Source organism: uncultured Nostoc sp., from assembly GCF_964245445.1.
GTDB lineage: Bacteria > Cyanobacteriota > Cyanobacteriia > Cyanobacteriales > Nostocaceae > Nostoc.
Genome location: NZ_CAXTNE010000131.1, coordinates 1 through 21,466, shown reverse-complemented (window position 1 = coordinate 21,466; position 21,466 = coordinate 1). Strand labels below are relative to the sequence as shown.

Below are 21,466 nucleotides of genomic sequence, written 5' to 3'. Positions count from 1 at the left end.
AATCTAACGATCATCTTCGCTCCCAAAATTGAATAATTTAATTTCTGGAAATCCCTAAAAGAATTACTAAGAAATTTCGGGGGTTTCCAGTTTTGTTACTGTATTGGAATCGTAATTATAAACTCGGCTCCTGCTCCTGGTGCTGAGATACACTGGAATTGCCCCCGGTGATTTTTGACGACTATCTGGTAGCAAATTGACAACCCCATGCCAGTCCCTTTACCCACTGGTTTGGTAGTAAAGAAAGGGTCAAATATATGATTACGTACTTCGTCGGTCATTCCGCAACCATTGTCAGCAATGCGAATTATGCACTCATTCTCTTGAACAAGGGTACGAATGCAAATTTTGAGGATTGAGGATTTAGAAGGCTCTTTTCCCAGTTCCCAATCCTTAGTTCCTAGCCCCTCTTCTAGAGCATCAATAGCATTAGTCAACAGATTCATAAACACTTGATTCATCTGTCCAGCATTACATAAGACCTGTGGCAGGTTGCCATATTCCTGAATAATTTGGATTTCGGGACGTTCTGCTTTAGCTTTCAGGCGACTTCGCAGCAACAGCAAGGTGCTATTAATGCCTTCATGGATATCCACTGCCTTGGTACCATTCTCATCTAGACGGGAAAAATTACGTAAAGATAGGACAATCTGCTGAATGCGTTCAGCCCCGGCTTTCATAGAATGTAGAACTTTGGGTAAATCTTGATAGAGAAAATTTAAATCAATATTTTGGATTTGGGTTTGAATTTCTGGTGATAGTGGAGAGTGATGCTCTTGAAAGATTTCTACTAAGTGCAGCAAATCTGTGACATATTCATTGGTGTGCTTGATATTTCCATAGATAAAATTGATGGGATTATTAATTTCGTGAGCAATACCTGCTACTAAGTGCCCCAAGCTGGACATTTTTTCAGTTTGAATGAGTTGAGCCTGAGTTTGTTGAAGTTCCAGCAAAGCCGCTTCTAGCTGCTGTGCTTTTTCTTGGGCAGTTTGGGCAGCGAGGCGACTATGTGTGTAAAGTTTGGCTTGGTCAATAGCGATCGCTAGTTGAACTGTCACTGCTTGTAGCAATTCTACTTCAGTTTCTTGCCAAGGTCGGAAGCCACTACAGTAACCACAGATGAAAGCTCCAATTTCACCAGATTGAGTGTGTACAGGCAAAGACATAAAAGCCGTGAAACCGAAATCATTTAAAAACTGCTGTATTGTGCGCTCGTCATAAGTTTTAACATCATCTATGCGGATAATTTCTCTGTTCAAAGTTTTTGCTGCGATTATTTCAAATTCTATATGGATTGCTTGGGCTGTTAGCACATGAGGGAAAGTAAAATATTCTGCTTCATATACACATTCCCAATAAGGTAGATCAGCATTTTGGCGATACCAAAAGAAAGCGCAGTAATCAATCTGGAATAAGTTGCGGATTTCCTGTACTGCGGTTTTTAAAATGTAATTGAGTTCCAAAGAAGCTCGAATTTGGCTAGCAAGATGGTTGAGCAGTGCTTCTCGTTGAGCGATCGCTCTATATTTAGCCTCTGATTTGCGGAGGGCGGTTTCTGTACACTGGCGCTGTAGTTCTGCCGTGGCTCGTGCTGCAAAGATACTGAGAATAGCTTTGGCGCGTTCCTCCTGTAATATCGGTTTTGTATCTAGTACGCAAAGATGACCTATAGGTATACCAAATGTATCGACAAGAGGCGTTCCTAAATAACTTTCTGCTTCTAGGATCACTAAATCCTTGGCTTGAGGAAAAAGTTGCTGTATATTACATGGGTAAGAACGCATCCCCTCCTGTAACACAACTTCGCAAGGAGTATTAGCTAAGGCATACTCAACAAAAGTTTCTGAAAGCTTATCACCTGCCCAGAATGATAAAACTCTAGCCCTACCGGAGTCTCCGGTGATTCGCTCTGCTAGTATGACGTAGCAGACTCCCAAAGCATTTGCCAAATGACGCACCAAGACAGGAAAAAATTCTTCGCCCGTCACTGCTGCGGTTCCAGCTACCAGAGCTTGCAAAGCTTCTTCTGCTTGTTTTCGCTCAGTAATGTCTTGATAAACACCGCGATAACCAAGGTAATTGCCGGATTCATCAAAGAAAGGAACTCCATTGGTTTCTAGAACAAGCAATTGCCCGTTTTTATGAAGAGTCTTATTTTCAAAATTAATTAGAGGTTTTTTGGAGTTGCTTAGAACTTGAAAAATCTTTTGTACTCGGTTCGCTTCTGCTGGTGGCATCAAGTCAAAAAGAGTTTTGCCTAAGACTTCCTCTGCTTCATACCCCAAAATGTCAGCAATTTTTTGGCTTACGTAAGTGTAAACGCCGTTTTGGTCTAACTCCCACACTCCATCATTGGTAGTTTCCACAAGATGACGAAAGCGAGCCTCACTTTCTCTAAGTGCAACTTCTGCTTGTTTGCGCTTGATACCAATAGCAATTTCTTGGGCGGCAAATTCTAAGGCATTAAAAACAGATTCCGTCATCATTTGCCGAGAAAACATCGCAATTACGCCTACAGTCTCACCTTCAAGAATTAGAGGATAGCCAGCAAAAGCAACCATACCCTCACGCTTTGCCCACTCTTGATTGCTGACGCGAGGATCTGTTAGTACAGAGTTGGTTAAATGAGGTTTACTTTCTTGGGCAATCAAACCAATTTTGAATTGACCAACTGGCACCCGTCTATGAGGGCCGTCAATATGGGTGTACATTCCAGAACTGGCTTGTAATTCTAGGACATTTTCTTGTTTGTTCAGTATCCAGATGCGAGCAAAGGCTGCATTTATATGTTCGACTAATGCTTCGGTGCAGCGACGCATCATAGACTCTAACGTTTGACTCTGGGCAAGAGCGGCGTCTACATCGGCGCGAAAATTCGCTAATCGCGATCGCTCTGCTAGTGCCTCTTGGGCGTGTTTGCGATCGCTAGTGTCATGGCAAATACCAACAAAATACAAAAAATTTCCATTAGCATCTTTTATCGCTGATGAGTTACTTGTATGCCATTGCCAAGTTCCATTTTTATGTTTTACCCGATATTCAATTGCATCTTGCTTTTCGCCTGTTGTTAAAACTCTTTGAAAATAATCTACACACATTGGTAAATCATCAGGATGCACAAAAGGAGCAAATGAATTTCCTTCAAGCTCCGCAATCTCATGCCCTAAAATCTCAGTCCAGTTAGGAGAAACATAAGAAAATATTCCCTCAAGTGTCAACGCAAAAATAATGTTATTAGTATTTTCTACAATTCTTTGAAAATTAATAGAATTATTCGCAATTTGTAGTTGCTTTTTTTGAGATACAATGATACCTATTTGTTGTTCTAATAATGGTATAATTTTGGCTTCAAAATTACTATTTTCTTCTAATACAAAGTATTCAACTTTTACTGAAGACTTGCTTTTTTGTACTTGGATAATGGCTTTTTGGTAACGATTGCTTATATTATCCGGTAAATATTCCAGGAAGTTTTTACCTATAACTACTTCTGTTAATTTATTTATTGTTTGGGGATTTTGAATTTGATAATCAAGGATATTAGCATCAGCATCAATCCGAAAGTATAAATCACTATTTAATTGCAGAATTGCTTGATTTTCTAAAGTTTTCTGGCAAAGATGTGTTTCAGCTTCTTGGCGTTTTGCAATTTCATTATTTAATTGGTTCAATACTTTCTTAAATTCTGCTGCTTGTTCCTCAAACGCAATTGCTAGGGATTGATTTGCTATATTTAAAGCTTCTCCTGATATTTCTCTCAAAGTAGGAATACAATTCGATATTTGATGGCTAATTATTGTATCTTCAAGTTCAGCTTGTTTGGATTTTTTTGAACTATCTATAAATACATCAGTTGCCTGCTCATTTTTTATAGTTTCGTCCATTTGGTTAATGGCATCTTGCGACTTTTCAGCAACCATATTTACCTGCTTATTCTAAAATAATTGTTCGATAAAAATTAGTACTTTTTACTCAATAGTTCATTGATTGTAAAATATTAAAACAAAAGTAGATAAAAAACAAAAAGTTTAATCCATTTTAATAACATTTTTTGTTAAACATTTATTTATTGTTAAAATCTATTAATTGACCAATAAAACTATATATTTTAATATTTACGATAAAATAATAGAAAAATCCTTAATTATCGCTTAACTTATTTGGTAATAATTTTATAATGATATTATTTTATTTGAAGTCTTAAAAGAATAGTAAAATTACCGAAATTAATCATATAGCGTTTTCAAATGCCTGATATATTCAGTGTAAAAACAATTTATATTGGTATATTATTAACTAAATAAACTAAGTGAAAGCATGATGTAGCTGCGATAGTTCTCTCATTACTGGAATTAAGATGCGATCGCCATCTCCGATGTTTCTGCTCTAGGAATGGGTGTGGGCGTTACATCTGAGAATAGCTTTAGCTGATTAGGTTCCACGGATATTACGGAGAGCGTTCCAATTAACTGAATTATCTCCTAGAACCGAAATGTAATAAATCTGTTAACCAGTTTACCAGAGCGATCGCTCGTACACAGTATCATCCTGAAAGCCGCACTCACAACCCAATGCACCCTTGAGGTGTAGTCTGGGTCAAATTCAGCACCGCATTCAGCACACTTGTCAATAAACATTCGGATGTTAGCGGGACTTAAACAAAACAGGGGAAAGAAAAGGTTCAATATTAGGGTCTAAAATAGCTTTATGATTTTTATTACACGCATATTTGAAGTTATTTAGGTCTACAACCAAAAGATTCTCAAGTTCATTATGGAACATAGTGAGTGGTGAATCACCTTTAGGTAATTTGTGCAATGCTGGTATTGAAGGTTCTTTCATAGCCAAAGAAAGTGCAGGGAGATAAAAAAATATGGCTGAACATCTATTTCATGACCAACTGAGTTTAGAGGAACAAACTGAAAAACTCGGAAAGCAAGCACTAAGCTTGGGTTTGATTCCCAGCTTTGTGGTGCATTACTTTCCCGATACCTGGATATTTTATATACCTAATGAAAGTCAATCAGAAGCGCTGACACCAGAAGAGGCATACTTTCGTTTAAAACAACTAGTTGAACAGTAGATATTTTGACGACAAATTTTTGAACATAAAACTAGGCAGTGCAATTATTAAGTAACAGTAGTTATGGCGAAACCTGCAATTTTAACCGTCGATGATGATCCAGAAGTGTTACAAGCGGTGTCAAGAGACTTGCGGCATCAGTATGGCGATCGCTTCCGCATTGTCCGGGCAGATTCCGGTATTACCGCTCTGAACGTGGTGCAGCAACTAAAATTGCAAAATGAAGCAGTTGCTCTATTTTTGGTTGATCAAAGAATGCCCCAAATGGGAGGTGTAGAGTTCCTTGAACAGGCGAAAGGTGTCTTTCCTGATGCAAAACGTGCTTTGCTAACAGCTTATGCAGATACCGATGCAGCGATTAAGTCAATTAATAGTGCCAAACTTGATTACTACTTACTTAAGCCCTGGAATCCACCAGAAGAGCGACTATATCCGGTTTTGGATGATTTGCTAGCTGACTGGCTAGCTGGATTTCGCCCACCCTTTGAAGGGATTCGAGTCATTGGTAATCGCTGGTCGCCTTTTTCCCATCAGGTGAAAGACTTCCTAGCACGTAACCAGATTCCATACAACTGGTTAGATATTGAACTGGAGCCAGATGCAGCAAAATTAGTAGAATACGCACAAGCTGATGGCAGACAACAATTGCCCCTGGTGCTGTTTCCCGATGGTTCCCGATTAATCCAACCATCTAATTTAGAGATTGCTGCCAAAATTGGATTGCAAACCCAGGCAGAGCGGCCCTTCTATGATTTGGCGATCGTCGGTGGTGGGCCCGCCGGACTAGCAGCGGCCGTCTATGGCGCTTCGGAGGGATTAAGTACAGTTTTAATTGAGCGTGAAGCTCCGGGCGGACAAGCAGGCACGAGTTCACGCATTGAGAATTATTTAGGGTTTCCTGTTGGCTTGAGCGGCAGCGATTTGGCCAGGCGGGGAGTCACCCAGGCGCGGCGATTTGGGGTAGAAATTCTCACTCCTCAAGTAGTAACCGGAGTTAAGCTGCAAGATCCTTATCGGGTTCTGCAATTAGCGGACGGCAGCGAGATTAGTTGCCATGCACTTTTAGTTGCAACGGGTGTTTCCTACCGTTGGCTAAATGTCCCAGGAGTCGAGAAGCTTACAGGGGCAGGAATTTATTACGGTGCTGCCATGACTGAAGCGATCGCCTGTAGCAATGAAGAAGTTTACATGGTAGGTGGGGCCAATTCTGCTGGACAGGCAGCAATGCACTTTTCTAAGTATGCCAGCAAAGTGATCATGCTGGTGCGGGGAGAATCGCTCTCATTGAGTATGTCGCAATACTTGATTGACCAAATTGCAGCTACTGCAAATATCAAAGTTTGCACAGGTTGCAGCGTCGTGGAAGTGAAGGGAGATGAACATTTAGAAGAAATAGTGATTGCCCATGCCAAGACTGGACAAACTCAAACCGTGCCAGCGCGATCGCTTTTTATCTTCATCGGTGCTAGTCCCAAAACTGATTGGCTTGATGGCGTTATTCGGCGCGATACTCAGGGTTTTATCATCACAGGCCCCGACTTGATGCATAATGGCAAATCTCCTCCAGGTTGGCCTTTGGAACGCTCTCCTTTCTTACTAGAATCCAACGTTCCTGGAATATTTGCAGCCGGAGATGTGCGCTTTGGGTCAATTAAGCGGGTGGCATCCGGTGTGGGAGAAGGTTCGATTGCTATTCAATTCGTTCACCGCTACCTGAGCAATGTTTAGCTACAAGACAAACTAAGGAGGTTGATTGATGTTGTGTATTGAGGTGATCAACTTAGAACCGTTTCAACAGCTTTCTAAAGAGCAGTTAGAGTGGATTTGCGATCGCGCTCAAACAGTTGAACTTTGCGCCTCAGAAGTATTGGTGCATGAGGGAGACCCTGGACGCGGTTTATTTATCCTAGTCAAAGGTAAAATGAATCTTACCCGCCGCAGTCAAGGAGTTGAAATTCCCATCGGGCAACATGAAGCCCCATCCTTTTTTGGGGAAATTCCAGTCCTCACAGATGAACCTGTACCTGTGACAATCCGGGCATTGACAGATTGCAACCTTTATGAAGTTAAGGCAGAGGACTTCCGTAAACTGCTGCATGAATGTCGTGATTTTGAGCGGATGGTTTTTCGCATTATGGAACGTCGGCTGCGGGGGCTAGAGTCCTTTATTCGTGGGCGGGAAAAGATGGCGGCTTTAGGGACACTTGCCGCCGGTTTGGCTCATGAACTTAACAACCCAGCTTCAGCACTTGTTCGGACTTTAGGGGAAATGCCAGCCGCTATCCTAGAGCTACAACGAATGAATTTAGTGTATGGGCAACGCAATGTTGAAGAAGCACATACTCAAAACTGGTTGAGAGTCCGGGATCAGGGCTATGATGCGATTTTAAATAATCGTCTAGATCCGGTGACATTAAGCGATCGCGAAACGATGTTGCTGGAATGGTTAGAAGATTATGGCGTGAAACAGGCATGGAAATTAGCAGAACCTTTAGCAGAAGGTGGGATTGAGGTCGAAACCTTAGATCATCTCATGGAACGTTGGCGCAACGACAACACTGAATTGCGAGAAATGGGATTGCACTGGCTATCGCTCTCCTTTGAAGTCATGTCAATGATTAAACATGGTTTGCGAGGAGCCGAGAGGATTTCTGAACTTGTGCAAGCGATGAAGTCTTATGCTTACCTCGATCAAGGCGTTCAGCAAGAAGTGAATGTGCATCAAGGTTTAGAAGATACATTGCGATTGTTTGCTCATCAACTCAAGTGCGGCATCCAAGTACAACGCAATTACGACCAACATCTTCCTAAAATCCTTGCTTATGGCAGCGAACTCAATCAGGTATGGACGAACTTAATTGACAACGCCATTGATGCAATGGATGGTAAGGGACTGCTGGAAATTACAACACACCATTGCGATCGCTTTGCCCATATTGACATCATCGATTCTGGTAGTGGAATTCCACCTGAAATTAAAACCCGTATTTTTGAACCTTTCTTCACCACTAAATCAGTGGGGCGTGGTTCAGGACTCGGTTTGGAAACCGTTCGCCGGATTGTAGAAAATCGCCATCACGGTACGCTCTCATTTGAGTCGCAGCCAGGTAGAACTTGTTTCACCATCCGCTTGCCTTCTCTCTAAACCCTGCTTTCTCTATTTGTGCAAAACGTCTCTAACTGTTTGCTCATTCCAATAAAAATGGGCTGCATTTTTCCACGTACTAGCCATGTGCCTTTAGCTTAAGTGTACAATTATTAGCTTCAACATATATGTAATATGGTTATTAAACACCCTGTTTTTCTTGCACTGTTACCACTCTCGATTATCTGTGTTAGTACTTTTTCCGGCTCTACACTCCATTCACCAATACCAACAGCACTAGCACTAACCAAGGACAACCAAAAGTCCCCATCAATTATTTTCTTTCTCCCGAAGGAACGCCCTCAGCCTGGAGTCGGTTGGGAAATTACCACCACTTCCACCAAGGCAGAGATAGCCCTAGCAAAGCATTTGGTGAAGATAGGTGCAAAAGAATACGTTGCTTGGTGGTGTCCTCATTGCCACGAACAGAAGTTACTTTTTGGTAAAGAAGCCTACCAGATTATCAACAACAGCATTCAAGTTGAGTGCGACAAGAGAGGCATCAATCCTCATCCCGATTTATGTAAAGCTGCGAAGGTTCCTGGCTTTCCCACTTGGATCATCAATGGACATCTTTATAGTGGCGTGCAAAACCTTAAGGATCTTGCGAATGCTTCTGGCTACAAAGGAGATATGAACTTTCGTTACATCCAAAGCCAATAAAGAGTGTGTATTTGCTTTTTTAAATTTTTTGTAAAAAGTCCAAGATCAACGAACAGCTTTCAAAGTATCGTAAAGTAGTTTGTAGCGCTTAAAACCTTCTTCATATAAAAGATTTGCCTGCGGCTGTACTACATTACTATCCTGCGGGAAAATCTTGAGTGCAGTTTCTAAATTGGGGTAAACACCAATCCCCACCATTGCCAAAATAGCTGCTCCGTAAGCAGCTCCTTCTTCGGCTTTGGGAGCAATGAGTTTTGTTTGCAAAACATCTGCCAAAATTTGTAACCAGATGTGAGAACGTGCGCCTCCCCCCGTTGCTAGGAGGTTATCAAGGGGAGCGATCGCACTAATTACTTCCAATGTTGACCGCAAGCTAAATGCAACCCCCTCCAGCACAGCACGAGTTATATCTGCTTGTGTATGAGCTAATGACAAATTCACCAAAGCACCGCGAGTATCTGGATCGAGGTGGGGACTGCGCTCTCCTGCGAGGTGGGGTAGAAATAGAACCCCACGCGCACCAGGCTGCGATCGCTCTGCCATATCCATCAAATCGGTGTAGGATATATGCGGGGCAAATGTATCTCGATACCAACGCAGAGAACCACCTGCTGCTAGCGTCACTCCCAGCAGATGATAGCCACCATCCACATGACAGAATAAATGTACCCGACCTTCGGGATCGGGAATTGGGCGATCACACGGTGCAAAGATCACTCCTGATGTGCCAATACTCAAACTACCCCGGCTCAGGTTGCTTGATGAGATGCCCAAACCGATGGCTGCTGCTGCATTGTCACCTCCACCTGCGACCACAGGTAATCCCACAGGTAAACCCACACGGGCGGCTATTTCTGGTTTGAGTCGTCCAGCGATCGCGGTAGATTCGATTACCGGGGGGAACAACGCTGGATTAATATCAAGAGTATGGAGAATATCTGTATCCCATTGCCGATTTGCCAGATTCAGACAGCCGACACCAGAGGCATCAGATGGTTCCGTTATTGCTTCGCCAGTTAGCACATATCCCAGATAATCTTTTGGTAAAAGAATCTGCCACAACCGAGTGTATGCAAGTGGTTCTTCAGTCCGCAACCATAAGAGCTTCGGCAGCTGAAACCCTGTAATTGCCGGATTTCCAGTCCGCTTAATTAACTCCTGCCGGGGAATAGCGGCTTCAATCTCAACAACAGCTTTACCTGTGCGCTGGTCATTCCACAAAATTGCTGGTCTAATCGCTTTGCCATCCGCGTCGAGAGGAACCATGCCATGCATTTGTCCAGACAAACCGAGGGCGAGCGGTCGATGTGAGTTTAGCTGTTGAGTAACATCGAAGAGAGCATCCAAACTGGCTTCGACCCAATCCGATAAGTTCTGTTCAGTCCAACCGGGTTGTGGAGTTAACAGAGGATAGCTTCTGGTTGCTTGAGCGATAATTTGCCCTTGTAGGTCAACTGCGATCGCCCGCACTCCTCCTGTACCCAAGTCTAAGCCAACTACGATGTCAGTCAATTGTCCCTCCTAAATTCTCAAGCTTACAATTGGCAATCTTACATTTTGGCTTGGTAGGGCGATGTCTACGACGGGCTACGCCTACGCAAGGCGGAAGTTTTATTATCCGCCTTGAAAATTCACAGCTTTCATCTGGTTAAGTTTTCTCTAAGAATCGAGTTAATGTTTCTTTAGCTCCAAATTCATACAATTTGCGTAAATGGTTCGCAACTACATCGGCAAAAGGCGACTGCGATAAATCGCCAAAAATCTCAGTCAGGTTGAGCAATGGTTTGGCATCGGAACCACTAGAATGAGCTAGTTGAGTTAAAGTACCTGCTATTGGGTCATCAATGGGAATAGAGTTACCTAGATCATCAAGTCCATTCAGATAACGGAACCAAGCAGCAACTGTTAAGCTCATGTAATCAATCGCCCCACCTTTGCGTTGCGCGTCACGGACTGAGCCTAAAACAAATTTTGGCATTTTGGCGGAGCTATTCAGGCAAAGACGCGGCAGTTGATCACGAATCTTAGGATTGGCAAAGCGTTCAATTAAGGTCTTTTTATAATCGTCTAAATCAATTCCTGGTACAGGTTGCAGTGTCGGCGTAACTTCTGCCATCAAATTATCGACGGCTTGCCGGATTAACGGATCTGCCATAACTTCATGAACGTAAGTGTAGCCTGCCAAGGAGCCAAGATAGCCAATTAACAAGTGACTGGCGTTGAGCAGCCGGATTTTCATCATCTCGTAGGGATGAACATCACTGGTCATCTGAACGCCAACTGATTCCCAATCCGGTCTACCTGCGCTGAAATTGTCTTCGACTACCCACTGAAGAAACGGTTCGGCAACAACTGGAAAAGCATCATCGATGTTAAACTGTTCCGCCACCATTTTGATATCTGCTGGGGTGGTGGCGGGGGTAATGCGATCGACCATGCAGTTAGGAAAGGCTACGTGTTCGGCTACCCAACTTCCCAACTCTGGGTTCTGCATTTGGGCAAATGCGGTTAACATTTTGCGGGCAATGTTACCGTTACCTTGCAGATTGTCGCAGGACAACACGGTGAACGGTGCTATTCCTTGTTGACGGCGGCGATCGAGGGCTGCTGTCAAAAAGCCATATACTCCAATTGGCTCGTCGGGATGCTGCAAATCGTACTGGATTGTTAGATGATTGGCATCGAATTCACCGCTACCTTCAATATAGTAGTAGCCTCCTTCGGTAATGGTGAGGGTAACGATGCGGCATTTAGGATCTGCTAAGGTGTCAATCACAGCTTGGCGGTTATCTGGGGCAAATAGATATTCTGTAATTGCTCCAATCACACGGGCGCGATCGCCTTCTGGGGATCTTTCAACTAAGGTATACAAACAATCTTGAGAGTTCAGTGCATCCCGCATCCGTTTATCGAATTCTAGTAGCCCAACCCCACAGATTCCCCATTCACTAGCGGAATTTTGATGAAAGTAATTATCAAGGTATAAAGCCTGATGTGCGCGATGGAACCCACCCACACCGATATGGACAATACCCTTAGTAATTTGATGGCGATCGTAATTGGGTACGCGAACGTTATTGCCTAAATGAGACAGAGATGCTTCATTCAGCTTGATTGCTGAGTCTGTGCTGATATTGCTGTTCATGGGATTCATTCTGGGTTAGGTGGTGACGATGAACTTTGGGAATGGCTTCACCGTCGCGATCAAACAAATGGCAAAGCTCACCGTTAATGTAAATAGGAACGTAATCGTGCATAATGGCTGGATTGTCTCCGTCTGTTTGCACAACTATGGTTTCGCCACTCACAATCTTGATGTAGAGATAGGTTTCTTTGCCTAATCGTTCCAAGCAACGAATTTTTGCGCGGCTTCGGGTGATTTTGAGGTTTTTGGAACTGCTAGCGCCCAAGCCCAAAGCCAATTTGAACCGTTGGGATATTTTTCAATTGGCGCACGGGCGAAGCCCTCAAATTTGCGAGAAAGCCCTTGCATCACTACCATGTCGCCATTATTAACAGTGGCGATCGTTAGTTTAGTTTTTTCTGCGGCTTGGGAGTGCGGTGAGCAAGCATATAGCAGATGCACCAGCATTTCTCGCTGGAGTAATGCTGCTAGCACTTTAACGAAGCGGCGGATACGCATCGCATAACTCCTTTAAAGTAAAAAACCGAACGAAATAAATTTTTGATTTTATGCTCTAATTTTGGGCAAAAGCTCAATAATAGAAATCATACCAATCTGATTTCCATCACGGTCATTTGCAACAATTCTTCAATAAAAGGTTGAATCTATGACGGCAAAAGCAACTTATCAATTTGCAGGTAAGACGATCCTAATTACTGGCGGTGCAGGAGATATTGGTAAAGCAACTGCACACCGTTTTGCTGCTAATGGGGCAGGAATAGCCTTGCTAGATTTGAATGAACCGAAAATGGCAGATGTCGCTGGGGAACTAAAAGGTTACAACGTTCCAGTTGGCACGTTTGGCTGTGATGTTACAGCTAGTGATGATGTTGCCAAAGCTTTTACTAGCGCTGTAAAGCAGCTTGGACGGATCGACTATGTATTTAATAATGCGGGTTATCAAGGAGTGTTTGCTAAGACTGACGAATATCCTGAAGACGACTTTCAAAAGGTGATCAATGTTAACGTTGTCGGCGTTTTCCACATTCTCAAAGCGGCTGCACAACAATTACGGAATGCAGGTGGAGGCGCTATTGTCAACATGGCGAGTTATGCAGGGGTGGTTGGGCCGCCAAATATGTTGGCTTATGCCGCTTCTAAGTTTGCTGTCATTGGGATTACTCAAACGGCAGCGAAAGACTTGGCTCCTTACGGCATTCGGGTGAATGCGCTCTCGCCTGCGTTGATTGGCCCTGGTTTTATGTGGACGAGGCAAACCGAATTACAAGCAGCAGTAGGATCGCAATACTTTGATGCCGATCCCAAGGTGGTTGAGCAACAGATGATCAATTCAGTACCAATGCGGCGTTTAGGAAGCCTGGAAGAGGTGGCAAATGGAGTAGCGTTTTTGATGAGTGAAGAGGCAAGCTACATTACTGGGTTTAACTTGGAGGTTACTGGGGGAGAATAGAATTTTAAAAATAATTGAGCAAATATTATATCTTTGGGCATATACTCTAAAAAATGTAATCATGCCTTTGATAGATACATAGTTTTTGCAGGTAGTATATGGGACAACCTTTTTTAGAGCGGCGCGATGCCAGCAAAGCTGGCTTGTCCCTTCGTGCTCGCAAATTAGACCTGGCTGCTCATGCTGCTTGGCTCTATTACATCGCCGGCAATACGCAAGAAGAAATTGCTGCCAAGCTCAATGTGTCCCGGCAAGCTGCACAACGCTTAGTGGCACTGGCAGTCAGTGAAAAATTGATTAAATTTCGACTCGATCATCCCCTGAGTGAATGCATTGCTCTGGCTGAGTCGTTACGCGATCGCTTTGATCTGTCACTTTGTGAAGTAGTACCAACTGACGCAGGCAGTGGTGATACATTATACGGAATTGGTGTATGTGCTGCCACCCACCTAGAGGCTTACCTGATGGCTAAAACCCCAAGTATATTGGCGTTTTCCTCAGGTCGCACATTGCGAACAATGGTAGAGCAGATACCCTCAAAGAATCAACCCCAACATAAAATTGTGTCAATTATTGGCAATATGTCCCACTCTGGGCGTGCAGGTCGTCACGAAGTGGTTATGCATTTATCCGATCGCGTCGGTTCCCAAGCTTACCCAGTGCCGACTCCCGTTGTTGCTACTAGTGTCGAAGAACGAGAACTTTTGCAGACTCAGCGATCGTTTCTCGCCGTCAAAACTCTTGCAGAACAAGCCAAAGTAACCTTTGTCGGAATTAGCCACATTGCCTGGAATGCTCCGTTACATCAAGACGGCTTCATCAATGACGATGAAGTGGCTGAATTGATTGAACTAGGAGCAGTCGGAGAAATTGCAGGTTGGGCTTACAGCGATCGTGGAGTATTGCTGCAAGAGGGCACAAACAGTCGGGTTGCTAGTGTAGCTCTCGAACAACCCGCTCATCGACTCATTATTGGTGTAGCGGGCACTGTGAGAAAGTCGGAGGCGATTTTGGCTGCTCTGCATGGCAAGTTAATTACAGGACTAATTACCGATGAAGCTGCTGCCCAAACGATTCTTTCTAAGATTTAATAAGTACTAAGTGAAATAATTTATGTTAAATGTTGATTGGTAAAATTACGAACAACTCGCAATTCACGTTAGCAACTGGATTCTAACTCTGTAGAAGTAGCGTTTCTTGGAAGCAATATAGCCCGGAGCTTTTGGAATCTCCGGCTCTGCCCTGAATTGTTCCGATTCAATTAACCTAACATTAAAAATCTCAATGTTGTCACACATTGATACGGTGCGTTTACTTTTTATTTGTTAAAGGAATACGGATGGTAAACTTTGTTCCACATCCTGGCGTAGAATCAACTTCAATAATTCCTGCATCTTTGTTTACAACAATTTGATATGCGATCACCATTTCGATGAGGATTAGATATGAGTCACCCAAAAACCCCAAATTATCAACCAGGATTGGTTTTGATGCCTGGACCAGAAGGCTGGTGGGATTCGGAACGAGTTTCTTCGCCACAAGTCTTGTATTGTCCCGATGGAACTTGGAAGATGTGGTATTACGGTCGGGATGCGTCCTTTGATCGGCAAATCAATTTGCCCACTGGTCGCTGTGGTTTAGCGATTTCTGCTGATGGAATTCATTGGCAACGCGTCCGGGGATTATTAACTATGGGGGCTGTCTTTGAGCCTCACCAAAATTCTAGTCGGTTTGACTCAGCCCATGTTGGTGTGAGCAATGTCTACTTCTATGATGGTCTTTATTGGATGTGGTATTTCGGTGGAGACCACACAGTTGTTGAGATGGGAAGCTTTAAAGCTAAAGGGTTAAATATGCGCCCTGGCTGCGCTATCTCTCGTGATGGCATAAATTGGGTACGGTTGGAAGGTACTTATCAAGGAGCTTTTCTCGATTTAGGTAAGGCAGGGGAGTTTGATGCCCTATTTTGCGCCTGGCCACAAGTCTTGCGTGATGATGATGGAACCTGGAAACTTTACTACCATACCTTAAATCCTGACAGAGGATTCTTGGTTGGTTTAGCTGTGTCTTGTGATGGTTTTCATTGGCAAAAAGTTGGTCATATTTTAGAAGCAGGTGAGTCTGGAAGTTTTGATGAGAGAGGCATTGGTACTCGTCATGTTCTGAAAATAAACGGACAGTACGTAATGTTCTACGAAGGTGTTAACAACAATGGTTATCACTCCATAGGTCTAGCTGTTTCTAGCGACGGGATTCATTGGCAAAAACATGTTGGACAGCAAGTTGGAGGTTCTATCTTTTCCCATGCTCAAAAGGGTTCTGGTCGCTGGGATGCAAGGGCTGTAGGCACACCTTGTGTAGTCGCAATGGATGATGGCAGTTTCCGTATGTACTACATTGGCGCAAACGAAGGTGGCCATGATGAACTATCTTCACAGCACCAAATTGGTTTAGCTGTGAGTGCCGGAACAGATTTTCGCCAGTGGCATCGTTGGGGGGAATACTAAACCCAATAGCACCCCTGACTTTTCACTCTCAGTACTAAAACTTTTACAAAAGAGAAACTGGTGTTAGAGTTTTTCGCCAGCGTTTCACTGCTGTTTGTAATTCCCCCGACAACCAACTATCAAATTGCGGATAAACTGGCGATCGCGCCACCAATTCCCACCCAGCAGGTTGTAAAATTTCTCTTAATGCTTGTTCTTGAATATGAGGATAATCGGGATTCACTTCATCTTTTGGGCCAATTCCACCTAAATCTCGCGCACCAGCTTCGATACAAGCGAGTAACCAGCAGTTATCTTTAACTAAATTGGGCGGAATTTGAATAGTAATATCTGGCGGTAAAATCTCACGCGCTTTCGCAATTACTTCTGGTAATTTATGGGGATCAAAAGGTGGTGCATCAAAAGTTTGCTGATGTCCAGGACTATGAGGTTGCAGGATGACTTCTTGAATGTGATGGTAACGTTGATGCAAGTTAGAAATAGCTTCCAAAGTTTCCCACCAATCATTTACAGTTTCTCCAATTCCCAACAGTAACCCAGTTGTAAAAGGAATCTGTAACTCTCCCGCCCATTGCAATTGTTGTAAACGAACTTCTGGTAATTTACTCGGTGCGTGCCGATGTACACTATTTAACAATGTTGGCGTTAACTGTTCCAACATCAGCCCCATCGAAACATTTACACGCTTAAGCTTTTGCATTTCCTCAAAACTTAATGGCCCCGCATTAGTATGTGGTAAAAACCCCATTGAAAGTGCTAATTCACACAAATCATAAATATGCCCAAACCATGCTTGACGCCTTGACGAATGGGGATGCACTTCACCGCTAAGGATGAGGATTTCACAGACATTTTGGCTTTGAAGTGGCTTTAAAATACTTTCTGCACTTGAAATACTCATCCAGGGACTTTTACCCGGTTCACTGCGAAAGTTGCAGTAACTACAGCGATTAAAGCACTCGTAAGTAGGAACGATTGTATAAGCAGGACTGTAGGTAACAAAACGATAATTATTAATTGGCATAAGCAGGATAATCTATTAGTTAAAAGAATGTCTTGTTCAGACTATATAGATTACAGTGTGACTGTTGCTGCCATTAGATTTAGATAAACAATAACTATTTTGCTTTGTAAATTTCTGGTAACTGCCACCAACAAACATTGGGATATTCGTGATGTTCTTCGTGGTAGCCGAAATGATAGCATGTGATAAACGACCACCAAATAGGACGGCTAATTGTTTGGGCACAATGAGGCTGTACATAACCTTCCATTGGTTCACTATGAGGTAAAAAAGTCCCGAAATAGAATAATTGTAATGAACTTAAAAGCGAGGGTAGCACCCAAAAGTAAGTTAGATTATCAGTTGGTATATGAAGTATGTATTTAGCAAAGTTATAAATAATAGTCAACGCAATTATTTGTCCCCAACTCCAGTAACCTTTCATAAAATGAAAATACCAAGCAAAGAAATTTTGGTGTTTACCATTATGAAAGTCCGGGTCTATTTTACTTGCGGGATTATGGTGGTGTAACCAATGTTTTTTCAGGAGTTTTTGATATGGTAAAAGACCATAAAGAGATAAGGTCAATGTTCCAATAAAATGATTAATCTTAGGATTCTGGGGAAATACTACGCCATGCATGGCATCATGAGATGTAATAAATAATCCCGTATATAAAAATGTCTGCCATAGTATAACAGGCAATAACATCCAAAATTTCAGCTTGGAGATGTCAAGTGAAAGTAATATACTCAGGCTAATAACCCATGCGCTAACAATAACAATAGCAATGAAAAGCCCTTTAAACTGAGATTTACTTTTCATTACTGAAGTCCGTTTTGTTTGATGACTGGGTGGTTGTTCTAACTGGATCACGTTTTTACTCCGCCTAGCATTCAGGTAAAAATTTCAAAAATAAAATATAGTCATGACAAAAACAACTAACCGAGAAAATCTGTTAGTGGTCAATTTTTTGCACTGGACAATGCCACTGCTAGAAAATATATAGAAATATTAAGATACTTTAACTAGTATTACACAAGCAACTGCTATTCTAAAAACTGTTTTCAGTTAAAAGGTTGGGTGATATGAGCAGGGACACTGTTGAACCTGGTATTTACAATAACCAGCGTCTTATCTTTGATCCTTTGTAAACAGTCTGTAACAAAGACAGTCAATATTAACGGGTAGTATAGGAAATCAGTGCGGGTACATACTGCACTAAGCTGTAGCCGTTCCCAAAGTAGGTAAACTAGAAAACCAATCATATCTAAGCGATCGCTCCAAAATTCAGGCTCAGGTGTCAGCACAAGTTCAGCAGCATTGCAATTTTTGCCATTGTGTGCAATTTCAGTTTTATCACTAAGATAAATTGTCATTATTAAGTTAATTTAAGAAGTTCATTACATTATTCATATTACTTAACTTAGCAATTTGACGCTATCTGTCTCTAGTTTCAAAGTAGAAGCAACTCTAAAGAATGAGATTTTAAGGAGTTTAGCAAAGATTTATCTAACAAAAGTTCAATAATAGCTTTTACTAGTACAACACGGCGGAAATAAACATACCATTTCAAATGGCGCAAGAAGCTCGGAATACAATTATGCGTGACTTTTGACTTTTGACTTCCGCCTTGCGGTACTAGCCTATAAAGCAGAGGTATTTTTACCAAACAACTGCTAATCAGAACTTGTAATTTCACTAAAAAACTATTTTGGGTATGAGAAAAAATCTAACAAAAGTTAGAAGGTTTTTGGAGTGTTATTAAGCAGACAAATTAACAGTAAATAGGTTTTTCAAACTTAAAGTATGACTCCTACGGTACTGATTACAGGTGCGATGCTTGGTTCGGCAAATTTATCGCAAGCTTTGTATCGTTTGTTCCCTGGTTTAATAAAGTGGGTTTTGCGGCAAGGGTTGAAGAATCAGGATAATTAATTTTTGCTACCAGCACATTCTGCTATTGTGACTCACATTCTCGTTTCGTTACATAGTGCCGATAGCGAAACATTGCTTCTAGTTGTACTTGTACTAACCAACCACTGACAAATTCAACTGTTCCTCCACCAGGCATAGAGAAGGAAATAGCGTCAGTCAGCCTAGTTTTGCCAGCTTCCGGTTCAAATTCATGTCGATGTACCCAAGATTCAAAAGGGCCAGATATCTGTTCGTCAGTAAACAGGCGATATTTTTCACATTCAGTATGACGCGCTAACCAAGTTAAGGGTAATGGGCCGAGAAACAGGCGAAATTCTGTGATAGCGCCCACGTTCAGTCCCCCCTCACGACGAACCACTTGGACTGGCTGCCAAGGTGGATTCAGCAGTTGCAAAATATCTGCCCTTTCGTGAAATTTCCAAACTACTTCTGGTGGGGCATTAATTACTGAGGAATGTTTAAAGTGCAGCATGGAAAGAAAAACCTAAAATTCAACTTTCGGATTCTGTATCAATCTCGATATCTAGGGTATCTTCATCAACCCGCACATACAAAATATTTGGGTTACAGCAAACTTGACAATCTTCAACGTAGGATTGCTGTCCTCCAGCACTCAAGTCAATAAAAGTTAAGTTCGGTTCGCCGCAATAGGCGCAGTAATACTCAGCTGTGTTTTGCATCAAGTTTTCAAGGTATTGGGGACTGGGTATTGGGGACTGGGTACTGGGTGTTGAATATTAACTTTTAATTCCTAGTCCCTAGTCCCTAGTCCCTAGTACTGGCTGTAGTTCCTTGGGGGATGGATTAATATAACTCTTTGCATCAGCCAAATGCTTTAGTAGTGTAGACTGTGGCAGAGGCCCTTGCAAGTGGCTCCAGGGTAATACTTGTTCTGTTGACCATTCGGCGTGGACATAGAAATCTAAATCGGGGATTTGTCCTTTGAGTTGTTTGAAAGCACGTTTGTAGCTACCCAAGGAGTTGCCAAAGTCACGAGTCAGTTGGAGGAGTTGGGACACTCTGCGATCGCCTCTCGACAACAAAGCTTGTATAATCGACCAATTATAGCTTTCTGGGCGAAATTCTATCCCCTGTGGTTTTAGCTGTTTTTGCAAAAACAGCAACCGCTTTTCGGCTTGGCGATTCACCCCAAACCATTGAAACGGTGTGTGTGCTTTGGGTACAAAGGTGCTGCATCCGTATGTTAACCGTAATCCCGGCGCAGCTTTTTTGATATTACGCATCATCGTTACGGTTTGTTCTAAGTCTTCTGCTTCTTCACCAGGAATTCCCGTCATTCCGTAGAGTTTCAAGCTTTTTAATCCGCCAGCTTTGGCATTTACCGCCGCTTGGATAATTTCGTCGTTATGCAGCTTTTTGTTGATGATTTGCCGGATTTTCTCGGAACCACTTTCTACTGCAATGGTAAGCGATCGCGTGTCTCGTTTCGTCAAAGTTTCTGCTAACTGGACTGTTACGGTATTGGTTCGCACTGAAGCAATACTGAGACGGACATCATCGTACTTTGGTTGACTAATATAATCTAGCAAAGTCTCAAATTCTGGGTGTTGAGTTACAGAAGCCCCCAATAATCCTAACCGATTTGTGACTTCTAAACCTCTTTCAATGGCTGGAATTAATGAACTTTCAAGACTGGCTGTTCTAAAAGGCAGTGTGAGATAACTCGCCAAACAAAAGCGGCACATTTCTGGACAACTTCTCACCACTTCCACCATGTAAATATTTTCCCATGCGGCTTTTTCGGTGACTACGGTTGATGCGGATAGAGTATTTCCTCTGTAAGTTTGCTTTTGCACCACTGCGGGAATTTCTGGAGAAATTGGTTTAATTGACTTTACTGCACCATCTATGCTGTGATATTCGACTTCATACAAACTGGGTACATAAATTCCTGGGATTTGTGCAAGTCTTTTTAGTTGAGTTTGTCTAGAAGCATTTCTAACTTCTTTGTACGCCTCAATGAAATTTCCCAGGAGGTTTTCGCCATCTCCCAGTAAAATTACATCAAAAAAAGCTGCAAAAGGTTCGGGATTCGCTGTGAGAACGGGCCCACCACCAAAAATTATCGGATGAGAATCATCACGATAAGTTGCCAGAATGGGAATTTCTAAAGATTCCAGCAAATTTAAAATATTCACATAATCCAGTTCCCAGGAAATCGAAAATCCCACAATTGCCGGTGTTCTGGGGAGTTGTTCGTGAGTATCTGTAAACAGGCGACTCACCTGCACATCATCACGCATAGCCAAAGTTGCCCAAACTACCTGATAGCCGAGGCTAGTGATACCTACGCTGTACTCATTGGGAAAGGCAAAAATGATGGGGATAGCATTGGTATCTGGGGTGGCGGGGGTGAAAAGGAGGCGTTCAGAGGTAAATACAGATGATGTCACAGGTGTTTCTTAGGGGTGTTTGAATAATGGAGTCTCATAGAATTCGCGCCTACAGAGGCAAAGGGACTTCCAAATAAAAAAATATACCATCGCTATAGAGGCAGGGGGCAGGGG

19 protein-coding genes are annotated in these 21,466 nt (G+C 42.6%); 8 read left to right on the top strand and 11 right to left on the bottom strand.

The annotated features are described in order from the left end of the window. Nucleotides 1-95: 95 nt before the first annotated feature. On the bottom strand, nt 96-3,923 hold the full coding sequence (locus ACFE90_RS21105) for a PAS domain S-box protein (RefSeq protein WP_375503956.1): 3,828 nt from the start codon (nt 3,921-3,923) through the stop codon (nt 96-98). 953 nt (nt 3,924-4,876) lie between these two features. Here ACFE90_RS21105 and ACFE90_RS21100 point away from each other — a divergent pair. The 4 genes from ACFE90_RS21100 (at nt 4,877) to ACFE90_RS21085 (ending at nt 8,894) form a co-directional block, all read left to right on the top strand. Next, nucleotides 4,877-5,086, top strand: coding sequence for a hypothetical protein (locus tag ACFE90_RS21100; RefSeq protein ID WP_322645990.1), 210 nt, complete (start codon nt 4,877-4,879; stop codon nt 5,084-5,086). 63 nt (nt 5,087-5,149) lie between these two features. Beyond that, nucleotides 5,150-6,814, top strand: coding sequence for an FAD-dependent oxidoreductase (locus tag ACFE90_RS21095; protein WP_375503954.1), 1,665 nt, complete (start codon nt 5,150-5,152; stop codon nt 6,812-6,814). Between the two features lie 28 nt (nt 6,815-6,842). Next, nucleotides 6,843-8,231 (top strand): sensor histidine kinase, encoded by a 1,389-nt coding sequence (locus ACFE90_RS21090; protein ID WP_375503952.1) that lies wholly within the window; start codon nt 6,843-6,845, stop codon nt 8,229-8,231. 135 nt (nt 8,232-8,366) lie between these two features. Next, nucleotides 8,367-8,894: a hypothetical protein gene (locus ACFE90_RS21085; protein WP_375503950.1), complete on the top strand. Its 528-nt coding sequence runs from the start codon at nt 8,367-8,369 to the stop codon at nt 8,892-8,894. A gap of 45 nt (nt 8,895-8,939) precedes the next feature. Here the strand turns inward: ACFE90_RS21085 and xylB are convergent, their stop codons facing one another. The 4 genes from xylB to ACFE90_RS21065 all read right to left on the bottom strand — a co-directional run bounded on the left by xylB (nt 8,940) and on the right by ACFE90_RS21065 (nt 12,537). Then, nucleotides 8,940-10,406 carry a xylulokinase gene (gene xylB / locus ACFE90_RS21080; RefSeq protein WP_375503948.1) on the bottom strand — a complete coding sequence of 489 codons (1,467 nt, stop codon included), beginning with the start codon at nt 10,404-10,406 and terminating at the stop codon, nt 8,940-8,942. 136 nt (nt 10,407-10,542) lie between these two features. Then, nucleotides 10,543-12,039 carry a mannitol dehydrogenase family protein gene (locus ACFE90_RS21075; RefSeq protein ID WP_375503946.1) on the bottom strand — a complete coding sequence of 499 codons (1,497 nt, stop codon included), beginning with the start codon at nt 12,037-12,039 and terminating at the stop codon, nt 10,543-10,545. Beyond that, on the bottom strand, nt 11,996-12,244 hold the full coding sequence (locus tag ACFE90_RS21070; protein WP_375503944.1) for a hypothetical protein: 249 nt from the start codon (nt 12,242-12,244) through the stop codon (nt 11,996-11,998). The genes ACFE90_RS21075 and ACFE90_RS21070 overlap by 44 nt, the downstream gene beginning before the upstream one ends. Then, complete coding sequence (locus ACFE90_RS21065) at nt 12,232-12,537, bottom strand: hypothetical protein (protein ID WP_375503942.1); 306 nt, start codon at nt 12,535-12,537, stop codon at nt 12,232-12,234. Before ACFE90_RS21065 ends, ACFE90_RS21070 begins: the two co-directional genes overlap by 13 nt. A 148-nt stretch (nt 12,538-12,685) precedes the next feature. Between ACFE90_RS21065 and ACFE90_RS21060 the strand changes: the two genes are divergently transcribed. The 3 genes from ACFE90_RS21060 to ACFE90_RS21050 all read left to right on the top strand — a co-directional run bounded on the left by ACFE90_RS21060 (nt 12,686) and on the right by ACFE90_RS21050 (nt 15,996). Continuing rightward, the gene (locus ACFE90_RS21060) at nt 12,686-13,489 is read left to right on the top strand and encodes an SDR family NAD(P)-dependent oxidoreductase (protein WP_375503940.1); all 804 of its coding nucleotides are present in this window, start codon (nt 12,686-12,688) and stop codon (nt 13,487-13,489) included. Nucleotides 13,490-13,587: 98 nt separating this feature from the next. Next, nucleotides 13,588-14,580: a sugar-binding transcriptional regulator gene (locus ACFE90_RS21055; protein ID WP_375503938.1), complete on the top strand. Its 993-nt coding sequence runs from the start codon at nt 13,588-13,590 to the stop codon at nt 14,578-14,580. A 354-nt stretch (nt 14,581-14,934) separates the two neighbouring features. After that, nucleotides 14,935-15,996 carry a glycosyl hydrolase gene (locus ACFE90_RS21050; protein ID WP_375503936.1) on the top strand — a complete coding sequence of 354 codons (1,062 nt, stop codon included), beginning with the start codon at nt 14,935-14,937 and terminating at the stop codon, nt 15,994-15,996. 43 nt (nt 15,997-16,039) lie between these two features. On the opposite strand, the gene cofG is transcribed toward ACFE90_RS21050, so the two are convergent. From cofG to ACFE90_RS21035, 3 genes are all read right to left on the bottom strand, one after another. Then, nucleotides 16,040-17,020 carry a 7,8-didemethyl-8-hydroxy-5-deazariboflavin synthase subunit CofG gene (gene cofG, locus ACFE90_RS21045; protein ID WP_375503934.1) on the bottom strand — a complete coding sequence of 327 codons (981 nt, stop codon included), beginning with the start codon at nt 17,018-17,020 and terminating at the stop codon, nt 16,040-16,042. A gap of 94 nt (nt 17,021-17,114) precedes the next feature. Next, nucleotides 17,115-17,876, bottom strand: a complete 762-nt coding sequence (gene crtW, locus ACFE90_RS21040; RefSeq protein ID WP_375503932.1) for a beta-carotene ketolase CrtW — start codon at nt 17,874-17,876, stop codon at nt 17,115-17,117. A gap of 191 nt (nt 17,877-18,067) precedes the next feature. Then, nucleotides 18,068-18,379 (bottom strand): hypothetical protein, encoded by a 312-nt coding sequence (locus tag ACFE90_RS21035; RefSeq protein ID WP_375503930.1) that lies wholly within the window; start codon nt 18,377-18,379, stop codon nt 18,068-18,070. Nucleotides 18,380-18,809: 430 nt separating this feature from the next. Between ACFE90_RS21035 and ACFE90_RS21030 the strand changes: the two genes are divergently transcribed. After that, nucleotides 18,810-18,938, top strand: coding sequence for a hypothetical protein (locus tag ACFE90_RS21030; protein WP_375503928.1), 129 nt, complete (start codon nt 18,810-18,812; stop codon nt 18,936-18,938). A gap of 22 nt (nt 18,939-18,960) precedes the next feature. Here ACFE90_RS21030 and ACFE90_RS21025 read toward each other — a convergent pair whose 3' ends face one another. The 3 genes from ACFE90_RS21025 to ACFE90_RS21015 all read right to left on the bottom strand — a co-directional run bounded on the left by ACFE90_RS21025 (nt 18,961) and on the right by ACFE90_RS21015 (nt 21,352). Then, the gene (locus tag ACFE90_RS21025; protein WP_100900693.1) at nt 18,961-19,410 is read right to left on the bottom strand and encodes an SRPBCC family protein; all 450 of its coding nucleotides are present in this window, start codon (nt 19,408-19,410) and stop codon (nt 18,961-18,963) included. A gap of 19 nt (nt 19,411-19,429) precedes the next feature. Continuing rightward, nucleotides 19,430-19,618, bottom strand: a complete 189-nt coding sequence (locus ACFE90_RS21020) for a CPXCG motif-containing cysteine-rich protein (protein ID WP_012411100.1) — start codon at nt 19,616-19,618, stop codon at nt 19,430-19,432. A gap of 78 nt (nt 19,619-19,696) precedes the next feature. Continuing rightward, nucleotides 19,697-21,352, bottom strand: coding sequence for a B12-binding domain-containing radical SAM protein (locus tag ACFE90_RS21015; RefSeq protein ID WP_375503926.1), 1,656 nt, complete (start codon nt 21,350-21,352; stop codon nt 19,697-19,699). Between the last annotated feature and the right edge of the window lie 114 nt (nt 21,353-21,466).